The sequence below is a fragment of the Hyphomonas sp. genome (assembly GCF_022844445.1).
Lineage (GTDB): Bacteria > Pseudomonadota > Alphaproteobacteria > Caulobacterales > Hyphomonadaceae > Hyphomonas.
In genome coordinates this window covers 130,252-156,579 of sequence record NZ_JALHLS010000006.1, presented here as the reverse complement: position 1 = coordinate 156,579, position 26,328 = coordinate 130,252, and the positions used below count along the sequence as shown (strand labels likewise).

General features: G+C 65.4%; 28 protein-coding genes. 17 read left to right on the top strand and 11 right to left on the bottom strand.

Annotated features, from left to right (window positions below):
• Positions 1-5 precede the first annotated feature (5 nt).
• Together pepN and Q0C17_RS09040 are read left to right on the top strand one after the other, a co-directional pair.
• Positions 6-2,609 (top strand): aminopeptidase N, encoded by a 2,604-nt coding sequence (pepN, locus tag Q0C17_RS09045; protein WP_291204711.1) that lies wholly within the window; start codon positions 6-8, stop codon positions 2,607-2,609.
• 99 nt (positions 2,610-2,708) lie between these two features.
• On the top strand, positions 2,709-5,117 hold the full coding sequence (locus tag Q0C17_RS09040) for a PAS domain-containing sensor histidine kinase (RefSeq protein ID WP_291204708.1): 2,409 nt from the start codon (positions 2,709-2,711) through the stop codon (positions 5,115-5,117).
• 7 nt (positions 5,118-5,124) lie between these two features.
• On the opposite strand, the gene Q0C17_RS09035 is transcribed toward Q0C17_RS09040, so the two are convergent.
• The 6 genes from Q0C17_RS09035 to Q0C17_RS09010 form a co-directional block, all read right to left on the bottom strand.
• Positions 5,125-5,727: a histidine phosphatase family protein gene (locus tag Q0C17_RS09035; RefSeq protein ID WP_291204705.1), complete on the bottom strand. Its 603-nt coding sequence runs from the start codon at positions 5,725-5,727 to the stop codon at positions 5,125-5,127.
• Positions 5,728-5,730: 3 nt separating this feature from the next.
• Positions 5,731-6,540, bottom strand: a complete 810-nt coding sequence (locus Q0C17_RS09030) for a manno-octulosonate cytidylyltransferase (protein ID WP_291204702.1) — start codon at positions 6,538-6,540, stop codon at positions 5,731-5,733.
• A 26-nt stretch (positions 6,541-6,566) separates the two neighbouring features.
• Positions 6,567-6,992: a hypothetical protein gene (locus Q0C17_RS09025; protein WP_291204699.1), complete on the bottom strand. Its 426-nt coding sequence runs from the start codon at positions 6,990-6,992 to the stop codon at positions 6,567-6,569.
• A gap of 144 nt (positions 6,993-7,136) precedes the next feature.
• On the bottom strand, positions 7,137-8,309 hold the full coding sequence (locus Q0C17_RS09020; protein ID WP_291204696.1) for a S41 family peptidase: 1,173 nt from the start codon (positions 8,307-8,309) through the stop codon (positions 7,137-7,139).
• A gap of 53 nt (positions 8,310-8,362) precedes the next feature.
• Positions 8,363-10,396: a M56 family metallopeptidase gene (locus tag Q0C17_RS09015; protein ID WP_291204693.1), complete on the bottom strand. Its 2,034-nt coding sequence runs from the start codon at positions 10,394-10,396 to the stop codon at positions 8,363-8,365.
• Positions 10,393-10,758, bottom strand: a complete 366-nt coding sequence (locus tag Q0C17_RS09010; RefSeq protein WP_291204690.1) for a BlaI/MecI/CopY family transcriptional regulator — start codon at positions 10,756-10,758, stop codon at positions 10,393-10,395. The genes Q0C17_RS09015 and Q0C17_RS09010 overlap by 4 nt, the downstream gene beginning before the upstream one ends.
• A 194-nt stretch (positions 10,759-10,952) precedes the next feature.
• Here Q0C17_RS09010 and Q0C17_RS09005 point away from each other — a divergent pair, with 194 nt between their 5' ends.
• Both Q0C17_RS09005 and Q0C17_RS09000 read left to right on the top strand, forming a co-directional pair.
• A complete protein-coding gene (locus Q0C17_RS09005; RefSeq protein WP_291204686.1) occupies positions 10,953-11,675 on the top strand; it encodes a DUF4197 domain-containing protein in 723 nt (240 codons plus the stop codon).
• The gene (locus tag Q0C17_RS09000; RefSeq protein WP_291204683.1) at positions 11,675-12,652 is read left to right on the top strand and encodes an alpha/beta hydrolase; all 978 of its coding nucleotides are present in this window, start codon (positions 11,675-11,677) and stop codon (positions 12,650-12,652) included. Before Q0C17_RS09005 ends, Q0C17_RS09000 begins: the two co-directional genes overlap by 1 nt.
• Before the next feature lie 3 nt (positions 12,653-12,655).
• On the opposite strand, the gene Q0C17_RS08995 is transcribed toward Q0C17_RS09000, so the two are convergent.
• Positions 12,656-13,123, bottom strand: coding sequence for a MarR family winged helix-turn-helix transcriptional regulator (locus Q0C17_RS08995; RefSeq protein ID WP_291204681.1), 468 nt, complete (start codon positions 13,121-13,123; stop codon positions 12,656-12,658).
• A gap of 89 nt (positions 13,124-13,212) precedes the next feature.
• Between Q0C17_RS08995 and hppD the strand changes: the two genes are divergently transcribed.
• The 5 genes from hppD (at position 13,213) to Q0C17_RS08970 (ending at position 17,460) form a co-directional block, all read left to right on the top strand.
• The gene (hppD, locus tag Q0C17_RS08990) at positions 13,213-14,313 is read left to right on the top strand and encodes a 4-hydroxyphenylpyruvate dioxygenase (RefSeq protein ID WP_291204678.1); all 1,101 of its coding nucleotides are present in this window, start codon (positions 13,213-13,215) and stop codon (positions 14,311-14,313) included.
• On the top strand, positions 14,313-14,861 hold the full coding sequence (locus tag Q0C17_RS08985) for a VOC family protein (RefSeq protein WP_291204675.1): 549 nt from the start codon (positions 14,313-14,315) through the stop codon (positions 14,859-14,861). Before hppD ends, Q0C17_RS08985 begins: the two co-directional genes overlap by 1 nt.
• A 145-nt stretch (positions 14,862-15,006) precedes the next feature.
• Complete coding sequence (locus Q0C17_RS08980; RefSeq protein WP_291204672.1) at positions 15,007-16,017, top strand: fumarylacetoacetate hydrolase family protein; 1,011 nt, start codon at positions 15,007-15,009, stop codon at positions 16,015-16,017.
• Positions 16,018-16,126: 109 nt separating this feature from the next.
• Complete coding sequence (locus tag Q0C17_RS08975; protein WP_291204670.1) at positions 16,127-16,834, top strand: CoA transferase subunit A; 708 nt, start codon at positions 16,127-16,129, stop codon at positions 16,832-16,834.
• Positions 16,834-17,460, top strand: a complete 627-nt coding sequence (locus tag Q0C17_RS08970) for a CoA transferase subunit B (RefSeq protein WP_291204667.1) — start codon at positions 16,834-16,836, stop codon at positions 17,458-17,460. The genes Q0C17_RS08975 and Q0C17_RS08970 overlap by 1 nt, the downstream gene beginning before the upstream one ends.
• 43 nt (positions 17,461-17,503) lie before the next feature.
• On the opposite strand, the gene Q0C17_RS08965 is transcribed toward Q0C17_RS08970, so the two are convergent.
• Positions 17,504-17,791: a DUF1330 domain-containing protein gene (locus tag Q0C17_RS08965; RefSeq protein ID WP_291204664.1), complete on the bottom strand. Its 288-nt coding sequence runs from the start codon at positions 17,789-17,791 to the stop codon at positions 17,504-17,506.
• 133 nt (positions 17,792-17,924) lie between these two features.
• Here Q0C17_RS08965 and Q0C17_RS08960 point away from each other — a divergent pair, with 133 nt between their 5' ends.
• Positions 17,925-19,112 carry an amino acid aminotransferase gene (locus Q0C17_RS08960; protein WP_291204661.1) on the top strand — a complete coding sequence of 396 codons (1,188 nt, stop codon included), beginning with the start codon at positions 17,925-17,927 and terminating at the stop codon, positions 19,110-19,112.
• Here Q0C17_RS08960 and Q0C17_RS08955 read toward each other — a convergent pair.
• Both Q0C17_RS08955 and Q0C17_RS08950 read right to left on the bottom strand, forming a co-directional pair.
• Positions 19,109-20,032, bottom strand: coding sequence for a thioesterase family protein (locus Q0C17_RS08955; RefSeq protein ID WP_291204658.1), 924 nt, complete (start codon positions 20,030-20,032; stop codon positions 19,109-19,111). The two genes, Q0C17_RS08960 and Q0C17_RS08955, sit on opposite strands and share 4 nt — an antisense overlap.
• Entirely contained in the window at positions 20,029-20,517 is a 489-nt protein-coding gene (locus tag Q0C17_RS08950; protein ID WP_291204655.1) for a transcriptional repressor, read from the bottom strand. Before Q0C17_RS08950 ends, Q0C17_RS08955 begins: the two co-directional genes overlap by 4 nt.
• Positions 20,518-20,658: 141 nt before the next feature.
• Here Q0C17_RS08950 and Q0C17_RS08945 point away from each other — a divergent pair, with 141 nt between their 5' ends.
• From Q0C17_RS08945 to Q0C17_RS08935, 3 genes are read left to right on the top strand one after another with little or no spacing between them, the layout of a single operon-like run.
• On the top strand, positions 20,659-21,039 hold the full coding sequence (locus Q0C17_RS08945) for a MarR family transcriptional regulator (protein ID WP_291204652.1): 381 nt from the start codon (positions 20,659-20,661) through the stop codon (positions 21,037-21,039).
• Between the two features lie 25 nt (positions 21,040-21,064).
• Positions 21,065-21,910 carry an NlpC/P60 family protein gene (locus tag Q0C17_RS08940; RefSeq protein WP_291204649.1) on the top strand — a complete coding sequence of 282 codons (846 nt, stop codon included), beginning with the start codon at positions 21,065-21,067 and terminating at the stop codon, positions 21,908-21,910.
• Positions 21,907-22,560 carry a GNAT family N-acetyltransferase gene (locus Q0C17_RS08935; protein ID WP_291204646.1) on the top strand — a complete coding sequence of 218 codons (654 nt, stop codon included), beginning with the start codon at positions 21,907-21,909 and terminating at the stop codon, positions 22,558-22,560. The genes Q0C17_RS08940 and Q0C17_RS08935 overlap by 4 nt, the downstream gene beginning before the upstream one ends.
• 69 nt (positions 22,561-22,629) lie before the next feature.
• On the opposite strand, the gene Q0C17_RS08930 is transcribed toward Q0C17_RS08935, so the two are convergent.
• On the bottom strand, positions 22,630-23,379 hold the full coding sequence (locus Q0C17_RS08930; protein WP_291204643.1) for a cytochrome c family protein: 750 nt from the start codon (positions 23,377-23,379) through the stop codon (positions 22,630-22,632).
• Positions 23,380-23,545: 166 nt separating this feature from the next.
• Between Q0C17_RS08930 and Q0C17_RS08925 the strand changes: the two genes are divergently transcribed.
• From Q0C17_RS08925 to Q0C17_RS08910, 4 genes are all read left to right on the top strand, one after another.
• Positions 23,546-24,382: a prephenate dehydratase gene (locus Q0C17_RS08925; RefSeq protein WP_291204640.1), complete on the top strand. Its 837-nt coding sequence runs from the start codon at positions 23,546-23,548 to the stop codon at positions 24,380-24,382.
• Positions 24,383-24,472: 90 nt separating this feature from the next.
• Positions 24,473-24,709: a hypothetical protein gene (locus Q0C17_RS08920; RefSeq protein ID WP_291204637.1), complete on the top strand. Its 237-nt coding sequence runs from the start codon at positions 24,473-24,475 to the stop codon at positions 24,707-24,709.
• 28 nt (positions 24,710-24,737) lie between these two features.
• A complete protein-coding gene (locus tag Q0C17_RS08915) occupies positions 24,738-25,097 on the top strand; it encodes a YciI family protein (RefSeq protein ID WP_291204634.1) in 360 nt (119 codons plus the stop codon).
• Complete coding sequence (locus Q0C17_RS08910) at positions 25,098-26,327, top strand: DUF6596 domain-containing protein (RefSeq protein ID WP_291204630.1); 1,230 nt, start codon at positions 25,098-25,100, stop codon at positions 26,325-26,327. It abuts the gene before it with no gap.
• Position 26,328 lies beyond the last annotated feature (1 nt).

The window sequence follows — 26,328 nt, the reverse complement described above, 5'->3', positions numbered from 1 at the left end:
CCATCATGCGGACCGAAACGCCGGTAGCGGTGAAACTCAAGGACTATGCGCCCTATCCCTTCAAGCTGACGCAGGTGACGCTGGATTTCGACCTCGGTGTCCAGAAGACTGTGGTCAAAGCGGCGATCTCGGTGACGCCGGTGGGCAAGGGGCCGATGCGCCTGGATGGCGAGGCGCTGCACCTCAACTATGTTGCGGTGGCGCTGCCGGGTGAGGCGTCCCGCCCTCTCGATCCGGCGGATTTTACGGCGGACGCGCGCGGGCTGACGTTGCACGCGCCGCCGGAAGGGCCTTTCGTACTGGAAACCGAAGTCGAGATCTCACCGGAAGCAAACACCGCGCTGTCGGGTCTCTATCTGTCCGGCGGCCGGCTCTGCACCCAGTGCGAGGCCGAAGGTTTCCGGCGCATCACCTATTTTCCCGACCGGCCGGATGTGATGAGCGCGTTCCGGGTACGGATGGTGGGGTCGAAAGACGAATTTCCGGTCCTTCTGTCCAACGGTACACCGGGCACCTGCGGCGACCTGCCGGGCGGACGCCACTATGCCGAGTGGATCGACCCCCACAAGAAGCCCGCCTACCTCTTCGCGCTGTGCGCCGGAGACTACGACGTGCTGCGAGACACATTTACGACGGCCTCCGGCAAGCACGTTGATCTCGGCATCCATGTCGACAAGGGCGATGCGGACCGCGCTGCCTGGGCGATGGACAGTCTAAAGCGCTCGATGCGCTGGGACGAGGAAGTCTATGGCCGCGAGTATGACCTCGGCGTGTTCAATATCGTGGCGGTGCGCGACTTCAACTTCGGCGCCATGGAAAACAAGGGCCTCAACATCTTCAACTCGGCCTATGTCCTGGCCGATGAAGCGACTGCGACGGACGCCGATTTCGAGGCCATCGAATCGATCGTCGCCCACGAATATTTCCATAACTGGACCGGCAACCGGATCACCTGCCGCGACTGGTTCCAGCTCTGCCTGAAGGAGGGCCTGACGGTCTTCCGCGACCAGAACTTCTCCGCCGACATGCGCTCGCGCCCGGTGCAGCGGATCAAGGACGTGATCAAGCTGCGCGCCCGCCAGTTCGTCGAAGACGCCGGGCCGCTGGCGCATTCGGTGCGCCCTGACACCTATGGCGCCATCGACAATCTCTACACCGCGACGGTCTATGAGAAAGGCGCCGAACTGATCGGCATGCTGCGCCGGATGATCGGCGAGGAGAAATACCGGGCGGGCATGGATCTGTATTTCGAGCGGCATGACGGGCAGGCGGTGACCATCGAGGATTTCTACGCCTGTTTCGAAGCCGTCACCGGCGAGGACCTGTCCGCCTTCCGCCGCTGGTATGCGCAGGCCGGGACGCCGGAAGTGCGCGTCGCCGAAGCATGGGACGCTGCCACCGGCACGCTCCACGTGAGCCTCGCGCAATCAGTGAAGCCGACGCCGGGCCAGCCGGTGAAACAGCCGGTTCCGATCCCGCTGCTCTGCGCGCTGCTGGACGGAAAGGGCGGCCATGCGGCAGAGCCTTTCCTGCACGTGCTCGACAGGGCCGAAGGCACGCTGGAACTGCGCGTCGCGCCTGGCAGCCCCCGCCCGCACCTCTCCATCGGCCGCGATTTCAGTGCGCCGGTGCGTATCGAGCGCAGCCTGACGCGGGCAGACCGTCTGGCGCTGGTGAAGGCGGAAACCGATCCATTCAACAAGTGGGACGGTCTGCAATCGCTGATCAAGGAAGAACTGGTCGCGCTGTCTGATGGCAGTCAGACCAATCCGGACCTCGAACTCGTAGAAGCCCTTGGCGCGGCCGTGCGCGGCGCCAAGGATGACCCCGCTTTTGCGGCGCTGCTGACGCGCCTGCCGGAAGTGGGTGAGCTGTTCCTCGAGCGCCAGCCGGCCGACCCGGTCGCGCTGGCCGGCGCCATCGCGAAACTGAAGGCGGCGCTATACAGCGAACTGGCGAGCGAGATTTCCGCGGCGCTGAAGGCCCCGCCACCGGCGCCTTATCATCCGGGCGCGGAACAGGCCTCCATCCGCGCGCTGCGCACGGCGTTCATCGGCCTGACCGGCGCTTCGGCTTCGCCTGGTGCTGCGCCCACGCTGCTCGGCCTCTACGAGCGCGCGCCCAACATGACCGAACGGCTGGCGACCCTCCGAGCGCTGATGTTCACGGCCGGCGGCGCGAAGCAGGCGGCGATCTCGTCGTTCGAGCGGCAATGGGCCGGCAACCCGCTGGTCATGGACAAGTGGTTCTCCGTCCAGGCCGCCACCGGCACCGCGGAGGACGTGAAGCGCCTGATTGCGCATGCGGCTTTCGACCTGCGCAACCCGAACCGGGTGCGCGCCGTCATTGGCGGATTCGCGATGCAGAACCTTGCAGCTTTCCACGCCCCCGATGGCTCTGGCTACCGGGCCGTGGAGGCGACGATTCTGGCGGCCGACAAGGCAAACCCCGCGCTCGGCGCGCGGCTGCTGACAGCGTTCGAATCCTGGCGACAGCTTGAGCCGAAAGCCCGGGCCGAGGCGGAGGCCTGTCTGAAGCGGCTGGTCGAGGCCGGATTGTCCGAAAACGCTATGGACATTGCCAGCCGGTCCCTGTCCGGCGGCGCCTGACAGACGTTAACAAAGTCCTGCCTTAGGTTAACCAAGCTGCAACATTTGCAGCCGAAACTCCCACGATCCGGCGATCCGTTTGCCGGCGACGGGGATACTTTGGGCAAGAACGCGGCGCATCCTACCAATGCCCAGATTCCGGAACGTCCGGAATTGAAGGCGCTGTGGAGGGATACAAAGCGGACCTGGACACTTATCATCGCAATCCTCGGCCTGCTGACGCTCGCGCTCAGCCTCAAGGCCTGGGACGAGCATCAGGCCGCTGAACGCGCCTTCCTGAGCCGCCTCGATGCCGAAGCGAAGATGCTGGCCGAACGCGTCTCTGCGCGGGCAGATGCGGCAGATGTCGTGTTGCGTCTCGTCGGCCAGAACGAACTCTCGAAATCCGAAGCCGCCAGCATCGCCAAGGGCCTCGACGCGCTGGTCTCGCTGCGCGATGCGGCTCAGTCGCCGCCGGGCTCCCGCCTCGGCGATGCGGCGGCCGCGGCGCGCACCCTGCCGGAAGGCGACTCCGGTCTGGTCCTCACGGTGCACGGTGACCTCGTGGCGGTCTCGGCGCTGCCGGAACGCCCAGCGCTCATCGCGCTGTCGCCGATCACGTCAACTTTTTCAAAGCCGGAGAACGCGCGGCTCACGCTTCGCTCGCCTGATGCAACGTTCAGTTTTGGTGGCGCGCACCTGTCATCAGCCGCGGAGCTGGCGCCGCTTGCGGGCGCGGCCATACAGTCCGGCCCGGACGTGCTGCGCGCGGGCACGGCCTGTGCGCCGATCGGTGAGAGTGCCGTCACCGTCTGCATAACCATCGCCCGGCCGCTCTTTGCGGCCGCCGACCTCGCGCGCCTCGCCATCTTCTTCCTGCTGCTGCTCGCGCCGGCGCTTGCCCTGTTCGGACTGACCCGCCGGCTGTCAAAACGCGAAGCTGAAGCGCTGGAGCAGGCTGCGCACAATACCGAGTCCGACCGCATCCTCGGCCTCGTTATGCGCGGCGCGCAGGCCGGTTACTGGGAATGGTCGCACACAACCAACACGATCTTCTTCAGCGACGGCGCCTCGGAATTCCTGGGTCTTGGCCGCACCGGGCTTGTTTCGCTGGACGACCTGCTGTCGCGCGCGCCGGTGGAGGCGCATGAACGCATCCGCGAAGCCTTCAACAAGGCGCGCACCATTGGCTGGATCCAGTTGTCCTTCCCCGTTTCCGTGCCGGGCGGGCGCTGGATCGAGATGCGCGGCAGCCTTTCAGACGACCCGAATACCGGCGAGCCCGTCTTCGGCGGTATCATGCTGGATGTGACCGAGCGTAAGCAGGCGGAGGACCGCGTCCGCGCGGCCGAGCGCCGGCTGCGCGATGCCATCGAGGGATTTGCCGGGCCGTTTGCGTTGTGGGATGCGCGCAAGCGGCTCCTGTTCTGGAACCGCGCTTTCGCGCTCGACTTCGGCCTGCAGGATACGCTGCGCGCCGGGATGGGCCATGACACGATGCAGATCGCCCGTGCGGGCGCGGTGCTCGTCGAGCGCCAGTCGAAGGAAGACAGCCGCACGACGCTGATCGCGCTGCGCTCGGGACGCTGGTTGAAGATGGTGGAGCGCCCGACCCCGGATGGCGGCCTTCTGACCGTCGGCGTCGATGTCACCGAGAACATCCGCAACGAGGAAGAGCTGAAGAAGCAGCAGGAGAAGATGAAGCGCACCGCGCTCGATCTCCAGCGCTCCGAAGGCAAGGCGAGCGAGCTGTCGCGCAAATACTCCGAGGAGAAGGCCAAAGCCGAGCACGCGGCCTTCACCAAGTCTGCTTTCCTTGCCAACATGAGCCACGAGCTGCGCACGCCGCTCAACGCGATCATCGGTTTTTCCGAGATCATGATGAACGAACTGGCCGGCCCGCTCGGCCATGCGTCGTACAAGGAGTATTCCCGCGACATCCTCATGTCGGGCCAGCACCTGCTCGACATGATCAACGACATCCTCGACATGGCGAAGATCGAGGCCGGCAAGATGACGATCACCACGCAGGCGATCGATCCGTCCGACCCGGTGGACGCGGCGCTGCGCATGATCCGCCGCAAGGCCGAGGAGAAGGAAATCGATCTCGTGCTTGACACCGCGCAGAACCTGCCGGACATCGACGCCGATCACCGCGCCATCCGCCAGATGGTGCTGAACCTCGTCTCCAACGCCATCAAGTTCACCGATCGCGGCGGCAAGATCACAGTGCGCGTCGAACAACGCGGGCCGGAGATCTATTTCGGCGTCACCGATACCGGCATCGGCATTCCGGCGGAGGATATCTCCCGCCTCGGCCAGCCCTTCGAGCAGGTCTCCAAGACCAAGGACCGCAATACAGACGGCACCGGCCTCGGCCTCGCGCTCACCAAGTCCTTTGCCGAAATGCATGGCGGCCGGCTGACACTGTCGTCGATCTATGGCGAGGGTACAACAGTCGCCTTCTACCTGCCGATCGGCGGGCCCGGCTCGCTCGGCCAGCAGGTCGTCTCGCGCGACGTGGCCTGAGGCCCCGTCAGGGGCGCTTGTTCCAGACCAGGATTTCAGACCGGCTGAGCGTGACCGCAATCTCGCCCCAGGCTCCGGTCTTCAGCTTGCGGTCCAGACCTTCAGGCACGGCCTCCACCACATCCGGAAGGAAGCGGGCGGTACCGTTGCTGGTCACGACCAGCACGTTCGCATCGGCCGCGAGCGCGCCGACATCTTTCAGCAAGTCAGACCACCCGGCGCGGGTGGCGGCCGGGTCAACGATCCAGCCCTGCGGCGGCGTGCCGTCCGTGTCCCACGCGTTCAGCGCGGCTTCGCCGAGACGGGCGACGACGGCCTCCTCCGGCTGGTTTTCGTCCGGGCCATAGTCGATCTCGCGCAGGAAGCTGCGGATCAGCAGGGCCGGAGAATCCGTCCGTGTACCGAGGATAGCACGGGCCGTTGCGCGGGTGCGTACCAGCGGTGAGGCGAGTGCGGCGGTGAAGGGCGTCTCGGCGAAATGCGCCGCCAGTTTTGTCGCCTGCACCTTGCCGGAGCTAGAGAGCGGAAGGTCCGTGCGACCGCCGACGCGCGTCACCACATCGCCCGGATCGAACGTATTGCCATGCCGCACGACGAACAGGCGCGCCATGGATCAGGCCTTGTCCGGATCGCCGTGCTCGGCGACGAGGCGTTCGGCGAGGGCAATGTCTTCGGCGGTGTCGATGCCCGGAATGGCGATGCGGCCGGGCTGCACTTCCACGGCCTGCACGGTCATGCCGTTCTCGATCAGGCGCAGCTGCTCGAGGCCTTCAAGGCGCTCGTAACGGCTTTCCGGCAGCGTGCAGTAGCGGCGCAGCGCTTCCAGCCGATAGGCGTAGAGCCCGACGTGCTGGCACACCGGCGAGAGCGGGCCCAGGGTGCGCAGGTCCTTTTCCTTTCGCATCGCGGGCAGGATGATCTTCGAAAACCAGATCGCGCGGCCGGATGGATCGGTCACCAGTGTCGTGCCGGAAAACGGCGTTTCCGCCTTGTGGGCGCGCAGCCGGTCGAGCGCTTCCCAGCTGAGGCGGATATAAGGCGTTGCGGCATCCGTCCCGGACGTTGCGAGCGCGTCCACGATGGCGACGACATGCGCGGCCGGTGTGAAGGGCGCATCGCCCTGCAGGTTGACGATGAATTCCGGCTGCGCGCCGAGCCCTTGGGCGGCAGCGAGTGCCCGGTCGGAGCCGGACGGCAGCGCCGGATCGGTCATCACCACCGGAATGCCGGCGTCGCGGCAGTGTTCGAGGATGCGCATATCATCGGTCGCGACGACGTATTCGGCGTTCTCCAGCCCGGCGGCCGCACGGCGTGCGAGGCTGGCGACGCGCTCGACCATGGTGCGCCCGGCTATTAGGGCCAGCGGCTTGCCCGGCAGGCGCGTGGATGCATAGCGGGCCGGAACGACGATCAGGGTTTTCATATCGGGTGGGGCTTTGCGTCAGCGCGTCATTGCTGGCTCTGGACCACCTGCGACAGGGCCATGATCGGGCCGACCCATTCCAGCGCGCTCTCCGAGACGCCTTCGTTTCGGAGGAACTGCGTGAAGGCAGGAATGAAGTCCGGATTGTCGCCGCACTGGCCGACAGCTGATTCCAGTTCGGGAACCACGATCTTCTCGAAGCTGTTCGCAAACCGGCGCAGGTCTTCGGCCTTGGCCGCCAGCAGGATGGCCTGCACGGGATCGACGTCGCCATCAGCGCGGACCAGCTGGCGCAGGTCGGATACGAGCGCGCGATTCTCTCCTGCGAAGCGTTTCAGGATCCGGTCGGTGCGGTACTCGACCCATTCCGTCGTGCACGGCTCCGGCGCCGTGGCACAGGCGCCGAGCGAGGTGGCCACGAGCAAGGCGGCACAGAGGGCACGAAGTTTCATGGCGTCAGCTCCCGGATGTTTGTCTGGCGCGCACCCTAACGGCTTGGGCGGGCGGCGCAAAGCACTGGCTGGCAGGCAAAAAAAGACCCCGGCCTTTCGGGCCGGGGTTGAGGATCTTGAAGATAGGGGGCTTTGCCAACGCGTTTAGCCGGCGCTGCCCCCGGGAGCGCGCATCGGGACCATCGGCGCGACGCTTGCGGACAGGCGGGCAGCTTCTTCGGCGGGGACGCCTGCCAGTTTCAGCGCTTCAGTGAGCGCCTCGCTTGGGGGCACGTCGATGTCCGGCGCAACGCCGTCTCCTTCCCAATCCTCGCCTGTATCGGGGTTATAAGTGCGGCCGACGGGAATGAAGGCCGTAAATTCGTCGCCGAGGTCTTGTTCGCCTCCAAAATGGTTGGCGCCATACGTCGCGCTGCCGATCAGCGTGGCCCGGGCGGTTCTCTTGAGCGCGAGCGCAAAGTGTTCCGCCGCCGAGCCCGTCATCGGTGATGTCAGAACAAAGACTTTCGCGTCTGCAAGCGGCGAGTCCGCGAGCGGGGTCACCCAGTGTTCGCGGACCACAAATTCCGGGTCTCCTTCAACAACCCGCAATGACGCAACGTCTGCGATTGGCGAACCGCCAGCCGCGTCAACGGACTTGCGTGTGGCCATCGACAACAGCCGGGTGGGCTCTGCAAACAGCCATGGGAAGATCTCGTCCATCTCGCCAAGGCCGCCTCCCATATGCGTCCGAATGTCGAAGATGATCACCTTGGCCTCTGCATGCGCGGCCATGAAATCCGCTGCGGCCTGATTGGTCTGCGGATCGCCAGGGAAGACGTTGAAGCGGACGAAAGCGACGCCGGGCGCGAGCCATTGCGGCGCCTCGATTGCCGGCGGCGGCGCGAGGCGCACCATCCGGGGCGGTCCTCCCGGTACGGGCGCGCCGTCCTCCGCGCCGGGCGGGCCAGCGATCACGATATGCGGGCCGCCGCCCTGGCCCTGATACATCACGCGCAGGTGGCCATCGGACGCAACAGCCTGCAGGTCTGCCGTAAGGCGTTCGGCCAGTTCGGCCCCGCTGAGGGAATCATAGGCGCCCGATTGGGCGTTCGCAGTCAGCATCGCGGCGTAACGCCGGCCCTGCTCCGGATACACGAAGTCGGATTCCAGCCGTGACGCGAGGGTTGCGGCGTAGGCGCGAGAGGCGATTGATGAGGCAGGCTCTTCTTTCGCCGACAAGGTGGCTGGTGAGGCGTTCGTGTGTGTGGTGCAGGCCGGAGCGACGCTCAGCAGAAGGCATGTCGCAACGAATGTTGCGGAGGCATAGGGCTTCATTTTTGGAGTCCTGTTGAAGGTCGAAGCAGACGGTGTTCTCAGTATGTTTTCGCCTATCGATCACTCGGCTCCGGCGGGACCGGTGCCGCCGGTCTTGCCGGCGCACCTTCCAGAGCGGAAGGCGGAGCGGGCGGCGCGGGGGCCACAGGCGCTTCAGACGAGTCGCTGCGGATCACCATGACGTGCTTGCGTTTCTGGCCTTCGGCTGCGGCCTTGAACGCGGCTTTCTCGGCTGGCGTGATGCCTGGATGGGAATCGACTGCGGCGAGGGTCGAGGCAGCCTTGAGGTTGGCGCGGTCGCCTTCGACACAGGCGAGGCGGAAGACTTCGCCCTGAGCATCGGCGCGCTCGATGATGCGCGTCTCGCCGGCATTGAGGTTGGCACCTTCGCAGGTTTCGACGAGATATTCGATCAGCTCGGCCTGGGCTTCGACCTTCGCTTCAAAATCGGCACCGAAGCGCTCTTCCATGATCCGTTCGATTTCGCCGGTGCGGGCTTCGATGCGCTTCTCAAGCAGCCTGACCTTGTGATCGACCGCTTTTTCATGGTCGCCGATGGCCGCTTCTCGGGCTTCCATCCTGGCTTCCAGTTCAGCGGCCTTGGCCTCGATCTTGGCGACCAGGGCTTCACGCTCGGCCTCTGTCATTTCCTTGCCATTGACGACCATGCGCTTGACGATGCGCTTGCCATTTTCTTCGGTGACGGTCTCTTCAAAAATCTCGTCATTGAGGCTGGCGTGCAGCTGACCAAGTTCTTCGCCCAACCGGCCGAATTCTTCCCAATCCGCACTTTCATGCATCTCGATGACCGGGCCGAGGACGTCCGGTCCCGTCAGTTCAGCCACGTCCAGTTCGATCAGGCGGTGCAGTTCTGCGATCTCCGGCGGCTCGTCCGGAACCGGCATCACTTTGGCCATCGGGTCGCCAAGCATCACGATCTGGCGATCGGTCTTCTCGCTGGTGATCAGGAGCGTATCGGACTCCACGCGGATTTCGTGGGTCTCGGTCTCTGTCGGCTCAGCGGCCGCGGCAACCGAGGCGGTGATGGCCAGCGTCGAGACGCCGAACAGGCAGGCCGCGCCGAAGCCGATCATGCGGCGGCGGGACGAGGGGGCGGGGTAGGTCATGCGGGTCAGTCTTTCCTTGAGGGCGTGGGTCAGGGGCAGACGGCCTGCGGCAATTGCAGGTTCGGGCAGGTGCAGCCGGGCCGCCTTGATGAGCGTGGACCCGTAGGCGTGCGGACTCGTCTGGCAGCGGGCCAGGACATCAGCGTCGCAGGCGGCTTCCTGATCTGTCCGGAACGCATTCCGGGCAATGTAAGCCAGCGGGTTGAACCACATCGCCGCCACGAAGAGTTCAGAGACCTGCAAGGCCCAGAGATCGCCGCGGCGCACATGCATCAGTTCATGGGCGAGAGCGGCGCGTGCCTCCGCTGGCGTGTAGTCGTCCTCGAACCAGGCCGGCATCACGACAACGGGGCGGAAAAGTCCGGTCACAAACGGACCGCGGGAAATCAGGCTCGCGATAAGGCGCGGCGGACGGCGAAGGCCGGTTTCCTGCGCAAGGCGGGCAACGAGGTCTGCCATGGGCGCCGAGACCGGCATCGCTTCGCGGTCAACCGTCTGCATGAAGCGCCAGTGAGAATAGAAACTGCGAGCGGCAAGGAACAGGGCGCCAGCAATCCAGGCGGCGACACCTGCCAGCAGCGCCAGCGCCAGAAGATCATCCGTCCACGCCGCGGGCGCCATGACGTCCGCCGGGACGGCTGCGGTGAGCGGCTCGGCGCCGGGTGTGCCGGCGTGCAGCATGACGCCGCGTTCGCTCGTATCTGCGGCCGCAACCAGGGCCGGCTGGGCGGCTGGCTTTGCAAAGGCACCGAAGTCGAGGTTCAGAACCGACACGGGGGTCTGCAGCGGCGGAAGGAAGAAGCGCAAGACCGGAATCGCCCACAGCATGTAGACGACGCCGGCGCCGAACTGACGCGAGACCGTGCGGCGCAGCATCAGCACGACAAGGATCAGCAGCGAGACGGCGAGCAGCGTTTCGAGGGCGTGGGAGACATCTCCGTTGAGGACCGCATGGATCATTTCTTCAGCTCCCCCAGGAGTTTCTCGAGTTCGGCAATGTCTTCGCTGGTCAGGCCGCGGCTGTCGGCAAGGTGGGCCACCAGCGGGGCGGCGCGGCCGGAGAAGACGCGGTCGATGAACTGCGTCGCGGCCTCGGCCTTGTATTCGTCTTCCTTGATGGCGGGGTAATAGAGATAGCGCCGGCCATCTTCTTCGGTCCGAAGCGCGCCCTTTTCGACGAGCCGGGCGAGGAAGGTTTTGACCGTGCGGATGTTCCAGTCGCGCCCGTCACCGAGCGCTTCGTGGACGTCACTGGCCGCGAGGCCCGGCCGCGCCCAGAGCACGTCCATGACCTCCAGTTCGGATGCGGAAATCTGCGCCATCTGCCACCTGTATATGACTACAGGCGTGGTCCTAATATTGACTACATGCGTGGTCAATAGGCCTTTTGTGAAATCCCGGTAAGGCGAACTTCCACAGCGGAGGGGCGCACGCGCCCTTCATTTCCGGGAATCCCTCCTGTAGGGTCTGCGCGTGTTGCGTAACCGTTTCCGGACGGCCTTGGGAGTTTGAAAGCATGAAACCTGGAATCCTGGCGGCTCTGGTTCTTGCGATGCTTCCGGCAGGCTGCGAATCGGCCGGGGCCTATGGCCCGGTCCTCGGCGGCATCCTCACCCAGCCCTCGGGCGAACTGACGCTGGGCGAAATCGACGCCGGCCTGCGCGAAGCGCTCACCCTTGGCACCGGCAACGTCGCCGTCCGCCTCGGTAAGGAGAATGGGTATTTCGGCGATCCGCGTGTACGCATCCCGCTGCCTCAGACGTATCGCAGCCTCCAGAAAAATCTCGCCGTTATCGGTGCCAGCGGCCCCCTGGATGATGTCGAGCTGCGCCTCAACCGCGCCGCCGAAGCGGCCGTGCCCGAAGCGCGCAGCCTGATCGTCAATGCGGTGCGCAGCATGACCATTGAGGACGCGCTCGGCATCCTTCGCGGCGGTGATACTGCCGCCACCGATTTCCTCCGGACCCGGACGGAATCGCAGCTGAAGGCTGCATTCACCCCGCATGTGCGCACCGCGCTCGCCCAGTCCGGCGCCTTCACCGCGCTGGAGTCCTATGCAGCGAGCGCCGGCCTCGGCGGCGCCACCTCAAGCTTGCAAGCGGATCTGACGTCGCACGCGGTGGGTCTCGGGCTTGACGGCATCTTCCTCTATGTGGCCGAAGAGGAGAAGAAGATCCGGGAGAATCCAGTGGCGCGCACGACCGACCTGCTCCGCAAGGTGTTTGGAGCTGCCGCCTGATGCGCCGTTTCCGCGAAGACATGAAGTCCGGCGGGCAGATGGCCGGCATAGAGTTCGGCGATCCGATAAAGCCGTTTGCCGCCGTCTGGCTCCACGCGACCGGCTTCAACGCAATGACCTACCAGTCGATGCTGGCGCCGCTCGGCCTACGCGCACGAGTTGCCGCGCTCGACATGCGCGGCCATGGCCGTTCGACGATGCCGTCCAAGGGCGGTCTCGCGTCCTGGAACAAATACCGCGATGACGTGATCGAGTTCCTCGAGAACGAGGCGCCGCAGGGCGTCGTGCTCGGCGGCCATTCGATGGGCGGCTGCGTCGCGCTGCTCGTTGCCGGCAAGCGGCCGGACCTCGTGAAAGGCCTCGTGCTCGCCGACCCGGTGATCCTCTCGCGCCGCACCTATTTCTGGAACCATGTCTTCCCTCCGATGAACTGGCTGATCGCGCGCAACGGCATGGCCGCGCGCGCCCGCAAGCGCCGCGGCGAGTTCAGCTCCTTTCGCGAAGCGCTGGACGGCTATTCCGGCAAGGCCGCCTTCAAATCCTGGCGCGAGCCTTTCCTCGCAGATTACTTGCTCGACGGTCTCGACCGCGCCGACAATGGCGCCGCCGACGCCGAGAAGCAGCGCTGGAAACTGCTCTGCACGCCGAAATGGGAAGCCAAGACCTTCACCGCCCAGCGCAACGCGCCCTGGAGCGCGCTCGCCAAGGTCCGCAAGAAGAAGATCCCCATCGTCATCCTTCGGCCGAACCGGGACTCGGTGATCTCCGACAAGGTCCGTGCCGAGATTATCCAGAAGAATCCGTCTCTGATGATGCGTGCTGTGCGCGGAACTTCGCATTTCCTGCCGATGGAAGCACCCTACGAGATCCGGGATCAGCTGTCGGCCTTCATCGCGCGCCTCGTCGAACGTTTCACGCTGGAAGAAGACGGCCCCGTTTCGCGCAACCTGCGCCAGCGCCGACGCCGGGCAGGCTAGGCCTCACCACAATTCCCGGTCCGGCGACGAAGCACCCGCCAGCTTGCCCATCAGCCGGGCGAGTTCGGTCTGTTCCTTGTCAGACAGTGCACTTACCAGGCGGGCCTCCTCGGCGAGCGCCAGCGGCACGATGAGGTCGTAGATGCCCAGCCCCGCCGGTGTCAGGACGAGGTTCGACCGGCGCGCATCGTCCGTGGACGGACGCCGCTCCAGGTAGCCCATCTCAATCAGGCCGGCGACCGCGCGGCTCACCGCCACCTTGTCCATCTGCGTGCGCTGGCCGATCTCGGTGGCGCTGATGCCCGGCGTGTCCGCCGTCACCGCCATGACGCGCCATTGCCAGACCGAGAGGCCGAACTCGCGGTCGTACAGTTCAGCTATCCGCTGCGAGATGGCGTTCGACAGCACTGACAGGCGGAACGGCAGGAAGGTCGACAGGCGCAGAGTGGCGGCGGCGGGCTTTTCGGGCATTCTGTCCTCGTCTGTCGCTTGCAGGGGGAAGCGAAATTAGTTACATATGAAACTATCTGTTGCAGCCTTGCAAGATGGGAACCTTTGCCATGGCCGATCTTTTCGACAATCCCGCCGGTCTCGACGGATTTGAGTTCATCGAGTTTTCCGCCCCGACGAAGGGTGTGCTGGAGCCCGTCTTCGAAACCATGGGCTTCACAAAGGTTGCCCGCCACCGGTCCAAGGATGTCGAACTCTGGCGCCAGGGCGGCATTAACCTGATCACCAACTACGAGCCAAACTCCGCCGCCTGGTATTTCTCGCGCGAGCATGGCCCGTCCGCCTGCGGCATGGGCTTCCGCGTGAAGAACGCCCGCGCCGCCTATGACCACCTTCTGAAGCAGGGCGGCGAGCCGGTCGAGGCGAAGACTGGCCCCATGGAACTGCACATCCCCGGCATCCGCGGCATCGGCAATTCGATCATCTACCTGATCGACCGCTACGATTCAGGCGCGGGCGAGCTGTCGATCTATGATATCGATTTCGAGTATCTTCCGGGCGTCAACCGCCACCCCGTCGGCGCGGGCTTCAAGGTGATCGATCACCTGACCCACAACGTTTATGGCGGGCGGATGAAATACTGGGCGGACTTCTACGAGACCCTCTTCAATTTCCGCGAGATCCGCTACTTCGACATCAAGGGCGAATATACGGGCCTGACCTCCAAGGCGCTCACCGCGCCGGATGGGAAAATCCGCATACCTCTGAACGAGGAAGGCAAGGGCGGCGGCGGCCAGATCGAGGAATTCCTGCGCGAGTTCAATGGCGAAGGCATCCAGCACATCGCGCTTATCTGCGACGATCTCTATACCTGCTGGGACGACCTGAAGAAGCGCGGCGTGCCCTTCATGACGGCGCCGCCGGAGACCTATTACAAGATGCTCGACGCCCGCCTGCCGGGCCACGGCGAGAACGTCGCCGGTCTCAAGGCGCGCGGCCTGCTGCTTGACGGCACGACCGAGGGCGGCGAGCCGCGTCTGCTGCTGCAGATATTCGCGCAGCCGCAGATCGGCCCGGTCTTTTTCGAATTCATCCAGCGCAAAGGCGACTACAAGGAAGGCTTCGGCGAAGGTAACTTCAAGGCCCTGTTCGAATCCATCGAACGCGACCAGGTCGAGCGCGGCGTGCTGGCGGTGAAGGAGAAAGTGTGATGGCAGCCCCCAAACTTCGCGGCGTCCACCACGTCGCCTATCGCTGCAAGGATGCGAAGGAGACGGTGGAGTTCTACCAGAAGACGCTCGGCATGGATTTCCAGCTGGCGATTGCCGAGGACCATGTGCCCTCGACCGGCGCCTATGATCCCTACATGCACATCTTCCTGGATGCCGGGAATGGCAACGTGCTCGCCTTCTTCGAGTTGCCCGAGCAGCCGGAAATGGGCCGCGACCCGAACACGCCGATCTGGGTCCAGCACATCGCCCTGCGCCTCGGCAGTCTCGAAGAACTCCGCGCCGCCAAGTCGCATCTTGAGTCGCTCGGCATCGACGTGCTCGGCCCGACGCATCATGGCATCTTCAAGTCGATCTACTTCTTCGACCCCAACGGTCACCGCCTGGAACTGGCTGCCGACATCGGCACGCCCGACCAGATGGCGCAGCTCAAATCCGTCGCCCAGCCGATGATCGACGAATGGACCGCCACGAAGAAAGCCCCGCGCCATGCGGCGTGGCTGCACGAGAAGATCCGGGAAGAAAGCTGACCTGCTCCCCTCTCCCCTGGGTGAGGGGCCGGGGATGAGGAGCGCGCAACATTTCCTCGCTTGCATTCTGTTGAGAGGGCGTGCTCCCTCACTCCAACGCCTCTCCCAAGGGAGAGGGGCCTAAAAACTCAGAGGAAACGCTTCCATGAAACTCGCCACCCTCCGGAACGGCACGCGCGATGGCCGCCTCGTGGTCGTCAGCCGCGACCTGACACGTGCCACCGACGCCGCGCGCATTGCGCCGACGCTTCAGGCCGCGCTCGACAAGTGGAGCATCTACGGGCCGGAACTGGAAATTCTGGCTGGGCAGGTGGAGCTGGGCTCGGTTCCGACCTTCCGCTTCCACGAACATGATTGCGAGAGCCCTTTGCCGCGCGCCTATCAGTGGGCGGACGGTTCGGCCTATATCAACCATGTCGAGCTCGTTCGCGCCGCGCGCGGCGACAAGGTGCCGGAAAGCTTCTACTATGATCCCCTGATGTACCAGGGCGGCTCCGACGGCTTCCTTGGCCCGCGCGACGCGATTCCTCTCGGCGATGCCGCCTGGGGCTGCGACATGGAAGGCGAGATCGCGGTGGTCACCGATGACGTGCCGATGGGCGTCAGCGAAGAGGAGGCGGCCTATCACATCAAGCTGATCATGCTCTGCAATGACGTCTCGCTGCGCGGCCTCATTCCCGGCGAACTCGCCAAGGGCTTCGGCTTCTTCCAGTCCAAACCCGCCAGCGCCTTCTCGCCCGTCGCCGTGACGCCGGACGAGTTGGGCCCCAACTGGCAGGACGGCCTCGTGCACCTGCCGCTGCGCGTCGATCTCAACGGCCAGCCATTTGGCCGCGCGAATGCAGCGGTGGACGCGACCTTCAATCTCCCGCGCCTGGTCGCCCACGCCGCAAAGACGCGTGCGCTCTCGGCCGGTACGGTCGTCGGCTCAGGCACAGTCTCCAACAAGGGCAAGGATGGTGGTCCCGGCAAACCGGTCAGCGAAGGCGGCCAGGGCTACTCCTGCATCGCCGAGATCCGCATGATCGAGACCATCCGCGACGGCGCGCCGAAAACACCGTTCATGAAGCCCGGCGACACCGTGCGCATCGAAATGAACGATGCCTCCGGCCACTCGATCTTCGGCGCCATCGAGCAGACGATTGCGTCGGTCTGATCTTATTCAACAGCCGTTGAAGTTTATGGCGCACTAGGGCATTCAGGCGCCGCAGATGATGATAGTCCCGCGAAAGCGGCGGCAACGCGACCAGGGAGTGACAGGCCGGATGGCAAGCAAGGTCTATAAATCGGCGAAGGAGGCTCTGGACGGCCTCACCTTCGATGGCATGACGGTGATGGCCGGCGGCTTCGGCCTCTGCGGCATTCCGGAAAACCTGATCCTGGCGCTGCGCGATAGCGGCGTGAAAAACATAACGGCCATTTCGAACAATGCCGGCGTCGATGATTTCGGCCTCGGCCTGTTGCTCAAGACGCGGCAGATCAAGAAGATGATCTCGTCCTATGTCGGCGAGAACAAGGAGTTCGAACGCCAGTATCTCTCCGGCGAACTGGAACTGGAATTCAATCCGCAGGGCACGCTGGCCGAGCGCTGCCGTGCCGGTGGGGCAGGCATCCCCGGCTTCTACACGAAAACCGGCGTCGGCACGCTCGTCGCCGAAGGCAAGGAACACCGCGAGTTTGGCGGCGAGACCTACATCCTCGAAACCGGCCTCGTCGCAGACCTCTCGATCGTGAAGGCCGAGAAGGCCGACACGCAAGGCAATCTGATCTTCAACAAGACCGCCCGCAACTTCAATCCGCCAATGGCGATGGCCGGCAGGGTCACCGTCGCCGAAGTAGAAGAGATCGTTCCGGCCGGTGATCTGGACCCGGACCATATCCACCTGCCGGGCATCTTCGTGCAACGCCTCGTCAAGGGCACATTTGAAAAGCGCATCGAGCAGCGCACCACACGCAAGCGGGAGGCAACCTGATGCCCTGGACACGCGACGACATGGCGGCCCGCGCCGCGAAAGAACTGCGCGATGGTTACTACGTGAACCTCGGCATCGGCATCCCGACGATGGTGGCCAACCACATCCCCCACGGTATGGACGTGACGCTGCAGAGCGAGAACGGGATGCTCGGCATGGGTCCGTTCCCGTATGAAGGTGAGGAGGACCCCGACCTCATCAATGCAGGCAAGCAGACGATTACGACGCTGCCGCGCACCAGCTTCTTCGACAGCGCGACCAGCTTCGCGATGATCCGCGGCGGCCACATCAACATCGCCATCCTCGGCGCCATGGAAGTCGCCGAGAACGGCGATCTCGCCAACTGGATGATCCCCGGCAAGCTCGTCAAAGGCATGGGCGGCGCGATGGACCTCGTTGCCGGCGTCAAGCGCATCGTCGTCGTCATGGATCACGCCAACAAGGCGGGCGAATCCAAGGTGCTGAAAGCCTGCACCCTGCCGCTCACCGGCAAGGGCGTCGTCAACCGCATCATCACCGACCTGTGCGTGATGGATGTCGTCCCCGGCGGCCTCAAGGTCATCGAACTCGCGCCCGGCGTGACGATGGACGAAGTGAATGCGAAGACCGAGGCGACGCTGGTTTGAGCCTGCAAACCCCTTCTCCCAGGGGAGAAGGGGCTTTCAAGGCTCACACGCCCTCGACGAACAACACCCGGTAATCCGCCGCCTGGAAGCGGTGCACCTTCGCCGCCGTGTATTCCGGGCTGTCATACCAGGCCTTGGCCTCGGCCATGGTCGGGAAAGCGAGGATCACCACGCCGTCGGCAGCGGCGCCTTCGGTCACTTCGTGCTTTCCATAGAAGGCCAGCGGCGTGATCTTGTGGTCGCCGCGCGCCCCGCCGGCGGCCGCGCCGTACTTCGCCATGGCGTCGGCATCGCGCAGCTTCTCGCGGATCAGGATTACATAGGCGGTCATCAGGGTCTCCCTCGGTTTGTTTGAGGCACCTTTCGTCAAGGCGCGCGACCGCGCAATTCCTTCCGCCGCGTCGCGGGGTTTCAAGCCCGCGCAAAAACCGCTACGGCTGCGCGAACTTTACCGGGTGCCCGCAATGTCCCACTTTTCCGTTCTCTCGACCCTGCCGCCGGATGCGCTGCTGGGTCTGATGACAGCCTTCCGTGCCGACCCGCGCGAGGACAAGTACGATCTTGGTGTCGGCGTCTACAAGGATGAGGCGGGCGAGACGCCCATCCTAACCTCCGTAAAGAAGGCCGAGGCGCGCCTCATCGCGGCGCAGACCACCAAGGTCTATGAAGGCCCGCGCGGCAACACGGACTATTGCGACCACATCGAGGATTTCGTCTTCGGCAAGGACCATCCCGCCCGCAAGGAAGGCCGCACGATTTCCTTTACCACGCCCGGTGGCTGCGGCGCCCTGTTCCAGGGTGTCAGCCTGATGCGCCGCACCGGCACGAAGCGCGTCTGGGTGTCGAAGCCCACCTGGCCGAACCATCCGAACGTCGTCAAGTCGCTCGGCCTCGAAGTGATGGAATATGCCTACGCCCGCGACGGCGAGTTCTACCGCCTTGGCATGCTGGCAGACCTTTCCGCGGCCCAGCCCGGCGACGGCGTGATCATCCAGGGTCCGTGCCACAACCCGACCGGCATTGATCCGCATATCGACGACTGGCGCGCCCTTGGTGCGATGGCGAAGGAAAAGGGCCTCTTGGTCATACTGGACGTCGCCTATCACGGCTTCGCCCAGAGCCTCGAGCGCGACATGGACGGCGTACGCGCCTTCATGCTCGAGGCGGGCGAAGCGATGGTTGCCTATTCCTGTTCCAAGAATTTCGGCCTCTACCGCGAGCGCACGGGGTGTTTCCTCGTGCTCGGCGAAACGCCGGCCGGCATCGCGGCGGCCACCACGCATGTCGCTGACAATGGCCGCGCCACCTGGTCGATGCCGCCGGCCCACGGGGCAGGGATCGTCGCAACGATCCTCGGCAATGCAGAGCTGCGCGCCGAATGGGAAGCCGAGCTCAACGCGATGCGCACACGGATGAAAGGCCTGCGCGCCTCGCTCTCCGATACGCTGGTCGCCGCTACCGGCTCCAACGCGCTCGCCGCGCTGAAGGCCCAGAACGGCATGTTCTCGCAGCTTCCCGTGACCGCCGCCCAGGCGGTCGAACTGCGCGACAAGCACGGCGTCTACATGCCCTCGTCGGGCCGCATCAACATCGCAGGTCTGAACCCGAAAGACATTCCGGCGCTCGGGAAAATCCTCGCAGCCTATCTCTAGATAGTCAGCCCGCGCGGCGCGATCCGTTCCAGCTCCGCCAGCATTTCCGGCGGCGCCTCAACGGCCTTGCGCGCGTCGAGGTCCAGCGAGATCGCCACTGCCTCGCACGTCGCCCAGGGCCCACCCGTCACCGGGTCCATGAACCAGTGCACCAGCGCATGCGTCTTGCCCTGCACCTTGCCGAGCGAAGTATAGGCGGCAAACAGGTCGCCCGCCTTCGGGTGGTGGTGATAGCGCAGCCGGTATTCCAGCACCGCCGCGCCCATGCGCCGGCCGCCCGATGTCTGGCCAACCCGGTTGCGCCAGTCATGCAGGAGGTTCGGCACCGAGTCCGAGATCCGGCCGATTACCCAGTAAGGCTGCATCCAACCGTTCACGCCGCAATGCTGCGGCGGCACCGCGCCCATGCCGATCAACGGCGCGCCGACGGCCTTTACGCGGTCGAGGGTGATCTCGCTCAGCGGCAGACCCGGCTGATCGGGGTCGAAGGAGCGGGGCAGGGCTTCAGCCGGCGTCTCGCCGCGCATCGCTTCCAGCTTTTCCAGTACGCGCCGGCTCCAGGGGAAGGCGGTGCCTTCTGCCGTGTCAATATGGACGATCCGTGTACGGAATGAAGCCGCCAGTCCGCCATCCGAATGGCGCAGCTCCTGGTAGATCACGGCTTTGTCTTCGCCGATCTCCAGCACGCAGCCGCGCATCGAGATCGGCTTGCCGGGAAGCACCTCGCGCACGAAGCGGATATGCTGGTCGATGGGCAGGATGGTTGAGGGCGTCTCCAGCCGGAAGGCATTCGGCATGCCGGCCGCATAGGCGAGCGCCGTCATCCCTTCCAGTTGCTTCTCGACATAGACGCGCACGTTCATGTGCCCCATCTCGTCGCAGTCCCACTGATTGCAGCTGCCTTGCCAGAGGGGGATCATGCAGCGCAGTTCCGGCATGTTCCGCGCACTTCGACGACTGCGCGCGCCATGCGGAAGCCGGCGCCCTTGGTTTCTGTCTTCAGCGCATCGCTGGTGGCGGTGGCGTGCAGTTCCTCAGCATTGTGGCAATTGTCGCAGATCAGGAACACGGCCGAGTGGCTGTGGCTCGTATGGCCACAGGCGACATAGGCGTTGAGGCTCTCGATCTTGTGGACGAGGCCGGTCTCCTGCAGGAAATCCAGCGCCCGGTAGATGGTGGGCGGCTTCGCCGCGCCCTCACCGTCAAGGTTTGCCAAGAGGTCATAGGCCTTCGCAGGCCCGTCGTTTTCGAGCAGCAGACGCAGCACCTTGCGGCGAATGCGCGTCATCCGCTGGCCCTGCCGCACGACCATGGCTTCCGCCTCGTGCAGGAAGGCTTCGGCGTCCTTCGGACTGCACGGCGTATTGGCGTGCCCGTGGGTATGGGAGGGGTGTGTCGCGGCCATACCCCTATTTCGGGTGTTTCGGTGCGTATGTGAAGGGGCGGGCGGCGTTCCGGGTCTGGACGGCCCCGGCAAATCACTTGAGATTCCCCTCAGACGCGACTCGGGCCCGGGGGCCGGGCGCGGTGTGGAGGCCTTGGAATCATGCAGTTATCCGAACGGGACGGGCTCGAACTCTGGCGCAAGGCGGTCACCGCCTCGGTGCGCTCTGACGCGCCGGACCTCACGGCACGCCAGCAGGCGGTGCTGATGTCGGTGGCGCTGATGCCGGGCCCGCACACCGTACGCGGCCTGGCCGAGCATCTCGGCGTCGCAAAGCCGGCGATCACCCGCGCCCTCGACGCACTGGAGCGGCTGAACTTCATCCGCCGCCTGCCGGACGATTCGGACCTTCGCTCCATCTTCATCGAGCGCACGCCGGACGGCATGACCTACCTGCGCAGCTTCGCCCGTCTTGTCCTTGCGGCCGCTTCCGGCGAAGAAGCTGGCGGAAAGCCTCCGGCTAAGCGCTCCAACGCCGCCTGAGGCGTCTGCCTCGGAGCTGCCTGCCATGCTGCCCTTCAATGACGCGCGCCTTGCACGGCCATCCGGCACGCCCGTGCGCTACCAGGTGACAGCCGGTGTTGCCGCCGTGCGCGAGACGCCCGCGCCCGATGGCCGCCTCGGCACGCAGGCTCTGCACGGCGAAGGGGTCGACGTGTTCCATGAAGAGGGCGAGTTCGGCCTCTGCCAACTGGTGCGTGACCGCTATACCGGCTGGGTCAACATGGACGCGCTCTCCGCGCCGGCCCTTCCGCAGACGCACAAGATCAGCGCGCTGCGCACCTATTGTTTCTCCCAGCCGGACATCAAGTCCGCCCCGCGCTTCATGCTCTGCCTCGGCGCGCGTGTCGCCGCCACCGGTCGCACCGATGGCGTGTGGACCGAATGCGCCCGCGCCGGATGGGTCCACCGGCACCATCTCGCGCCACTGGATGTGTTTGAAAGCGATCCTGTCAGCGTGGCTGAGCGCTATCTGGAGACGCCCTACCTCTGGGGCGGGCGCGAAAGCCTCGGCCTTGATTGCAGCGGCCTTGTCCAGCAGGCCTTCGAGGCGTGCGGTGTGCGCCTGCCGCGCGATTCGGACATGCAGGCGGCCTGGGCGGGCGCGCCCGTAGAGAACTGGCAGGCGCCCGGCGCGCTGAAGCGAGGAGACCTCGTGTTCTGGGAAGGTCATGTCGGCCTGATGACCTCGCCGGACACGCTGCTGCACGCCAACGCCTGGCATGTGGCTGTCGAGCGCGAACCGCTCGCCGAGGCGATTGCGCGCCTACGAAACGTTGCGGGCGACGTCACCGGTGTGCGGCGCGTTTCTCTGGCGGCCACCGGCGCGCCGGACTGGCTCATCGCCGGATGAGCGGTCTCGACGCGCCCATTCTGCAGCAAGTCACAGACCCGCGTACGCGCCTTTTCCAAGACGCCTTCGCACTCTATGAAACGTCCATTCCGCGTGCGGAGCAGAAGACGCGCGACGAAATCCTCGCCGGCCTCGGCCGCGAGGACGTGCGCTTCTGGGCCTACACGCGCGGCGACGAAGCGCTCGGCATGTCGATCCTGTTTGCTGACCGCGCGCACAACACGATGCTGCTGGAATACCTCGCCGTCTCGCCCGCCGCGCGCCGCGGCGGTATCGGCTCGGCCCTGTTCACCGCGTCCTTCGAGGCGAGCCGTTTCGACGCCGCCACGCAGCTGCTGATCGAAGTCGATTCCGAAGCGGAAGACGTCAGCGACGCCGAACGCGCCATCCGCCTTAAGCGCAAGCAGTTCTATCGCCGCCTCGGGTGCCGCGAGGTGCAGGGTTTCAACTATATCCTGCCGCTCGCCCATTACGGCCCTGCGCCGCGCATGAGCCTTCTTGTTCTCGGCGCAGACCGCGCCGCGCTCGACACCGTGGATCTCCGCCGCGCCCTCGCCATCATCTACCGCGAGGTCTACGCCCAGCAGAGTTACGACGCCCGCCTCGATCTGATGTTCGCGGGCCACGGTCCGCAGCTGCAACTCGTCTAGGGATACCCTCAAAACAAAAACCCCCGGCCGGAGCCAGGGGTTTTCAGATCGGACGTTAATGCCGGGCGATCAGGTTGGCTGGACTTCTTCGGCCGGGGCTTCAGCCGGCGCGCCTTCAGCGGGCGGGGTCGCTTCCGCCGGAGCGGCCTCGCCGCCGGCCGGAGCCGCTTCGCCCTCAGCCGGGACTGCCTCGCCTTCAGCCGGAACGACTTCACCTTCAGCTGGCGCAGCCGCTGCCAGCGGCGCCGGGAAGGCCGGTGCGCCTTCCGTATTGGCAGCGAGGTAAGCGATCACGTTGGCGCGGTCGGCATCCTTCTTGATGCCGGCGAAGGACATCGAGGTGCCCTTCATGTAGCCGGCGGGGCTCTTCAGCCAGGCGTCGAGATTCTCGTAGGACCACTGGCCTTCAGCCGCCTTCATGGCGCCGGAATAGTTGAACCCGGCGATGTGCATTTTTGGCCCGCCGACGATGTTGTGCAGGTTCGGGCCGGTGCCGCTGGCGCCGCCGGGAGTGATCGTGTGGCAGGTCGAGCACTGGCCCGCAAAGGTGCGCTCACCGCGCGTCAAATCGGCCGAAGCAAGAGCCGCGCCGAGGTCGAACACTTCTTCCGCCTCGGCGGTCGAGGCAGCTTCGGCGATTTCGATGCAGTAGTGGAACTTCTTGCACATCTTTTCGCTGAGGGTTGCCGGCTCTTCGTGGTCGCCGTAATGGCCGCCTCCACCGCCGAACACGAGGCTCGGCAGGGTGGCCAGGCCCATCAGGCCGAGGGCCGTGGCGAGCAGGGCGCCCATGATCTTGTTGAGACCGAGTTCTCCCATAGGGCAATCCTTCGAATCTATTCCGTTACGAGTGTCTTGGCGGGCGCCTTTTGGCACGCTAACCGGGTGCACACAATATAACGGGTGCCTCTCCGGGGCGCTTCCCCCCATCGTCGCGGCGATCAGACGCACGTCGAAACCGGGGGTCAGGGCAGGGATTTCCTCAATGAGCCAGAAAATTGCCTATCAGGGCGAACCGGGCGCGAACTCGCATATCGCCTGCAGCGAGGCCTTTCCGGCCCACGAACCGATGGCCTGCCGCACGTTCGAGGACTGTTTCATCGCGGTCGAGAAGGGCGAGGCTGCCCTTGCCATGATCCCTGTGGAAAACACCATCGCCGGCCGGGTCGGCGACATTCACTACCTGCTGCCCTCCACTCAGCTGCACATCACCGGCGAGTATTACCTGCCTATCCGCTTCCAGCTGATGGCGCTCAAGGGCGCCCCCCTCTCCGGCGTGAAGAAGGCGCGCTCCCACATTATGGGCCTCGGCCAGTGCCGCAATTTTCTGCGCAAGCATGGCATCGAGGCGGTGACGGCCGCCGACACCGCCGGCGCCGCCCGCGAAGTCGCCGAACTCGGCGACCCGTCCGTCGCCGCAATCGCGCCGCGCCTCGCCGCCGAAGTCTACGGCCTCGACATCCTCGCCGAGGACATCGAGGACGCCGCCCACAACACGACGCGCTTCGTCATCATGTCGCGCACTCCCGCCGACATCGATGCCGGCGACGGCCCCGCCAAGACCGCCTTCCTGTTCGAGGTGCGCAACATTCCGGCGGCGCTCTACAAAGGCCTCGGCGGCTTCGCCACCAACGGCGTCAACATGACCAAGCTTGAAAGCTATCTCACCGGTGGCTCCTTCGAAGCCTCGCAGTTCTACGCCGAGATCGAAGGCCACCCCGACGAGCGCCCGGTTCAACTCGCGCTGGAAGAACTCGGCTTCTTCTCTCAGTCGCTGAAGATCCTCGGCGTGTTTCCCAAGACGGTGGTGGCGAAGCTCTGAAGATTTTACCGCGCCATTGTCGAAACCGGCGGCGCTCACGGCTCATCACAGCAGGCAGGAATGGTCCTGCCGCTGTGATGGAGTTTTCACGTGCCTCGCTTTCTTCCGGCCCTCGCGGCCCTCGCGCTCGCCGCCCTGCCGGCTGCGGCTGAAACCAGTACCCTGTTCCTCTGCGACGCGCCGCTGATATCCGAAAGCGAGGCCCCCACTGGCGAACGCGTTCTCGGGGGCTATTTCCAGATCGAGACCGCTTTGCGCGCCGCTGCCGAGGCCTATGCGGGGGAGCCCCCTTGCTCGAAACGCGGCGGCATGACGGCGCCGCAATAGTCGTCGCCCGGATCAAGGAACCCGAACCATGCAGTACATGTTGATCTTCACCGAACCTGCAGAAACCTTCGCCAGGCGCGAAGACCCCGCCGAAGCCCCTGCCTATTGGGGCGCCTGGGCGACCTATATGGGCGCCGTCGCTCAGGCCGGCATCATGGTCAACGGCGACGCCCTCCATCCGCCGCACACCGCCACGACCGTCCGTATCCGGAACGGCAGGCGCGAGGTGCAGGACGGCCCCTATGCCGACGTCAAGGAACAGCTCGGCGGCTATATCGTGATCGAGGTCGCCGGTCTCGATGCCGCGCTGGCCTGGGCCGCGAAGGCGCCGTCGGCCGAGTACGGCGCGGTCGAGGTTCGCCCCGTGTTGCCACCGCCGGTGCGCTGAATGAACGAGGGAGACGCCCGCGCCGCCGCCGAAGCCGCCGCGCGGATAAGCTACGGGCGTCTCCTCTCCCACCTCGTGCGCACCACCCGCGACATCGCCGCCGCAGAAGACGCACTGTCGGATGCTTTTGCCAGCGCGCTGCGCATCTGGCCGGACCAGGGTGTGCCGCGGCGTCCGGAAGCCTGGCTCCTCACTGCGGCCCGCCGCGCCGCCGGTCATGTCCGCCGCCATCAGGGTGTGCGCGATGCCGCAGCGCCCGCGCTCGAACAGGTTTACGATGCCATGCAGTCGCGCACGCCGTCCGAGTTTCCCGACGAGCGCCTCAAGCTGATGTTCGTCTGCGCCCATCCCGCCATCGACGAAGCCATCCGCACACCACTGATGTTGCAGACCATCCTTGGCCTCGACGCGGCGCGCATCGCGCGTGCCTTCCTGGTCGAAGCGCCTGCGATGTCGCAGCGCCTCGTACGCGCGAAGGCGAAGATCCGCGATACGGGAATTGCCTTCGAGGTTCCCGAAGCGTCTGCACTGGACGACCGCCTCGAAGACGTGCTCGCCGCCATCTATGCCGCCTACACGCTTGGTTGGGACGAGGTGCCGGGCGAGGAGCCCGCCGGCGAGCCGCTGACCGGCGAAGCGATCTTCCTCTCGCGCCTCGTCGTCAGGCTGCTGCCGGGGGCGGCGGAGGCGAAGGGCCTGCTCGCGCTGATGCTGGCCAGCGCAGCGCGCGCCGCTGCGCGCCGCGACCCGGACGGCGCCTATGTTCCGCTCAAGGATCAGGACGTGCGCCTCTGGAACGGCGCCTTCATCGCCGAGGCCGAAGCCTGCCTGCGCGCGGCCGCGATGATGGGACGGCCCGGCCGCTTCCAGACCGAGGCCGCGATCCAGTCGCTGCACAACCAGTCAGTCATGCTCGGCGAGGTGCCTGCCGAGGCGCTGCTGACCCTCTATGATGTGCTCGTGCGCCAGTGGCCATCGATTGGCGCCGCAGTCGCGCGCGCGGTCGCCTACGGCGCACATCGCGGCGCCGAGGCAGGGCTCGCGCGCCTTGGCGAAATACCTGCCGAGCGCATCACGTCCTACCAGCCCTACTGGGCGGCGCGCTTCCATCTGCTGAAATCAGCCGGTCAGTTGAAGGAAGCCGCCGAGGCTTGTGCGCGGGCGACCTCGCTGACCCGCGATCCGGCGCTTGCGGCGTTCCTTTCTGCCCGTCTCGGCAAGCCGGGCTGAG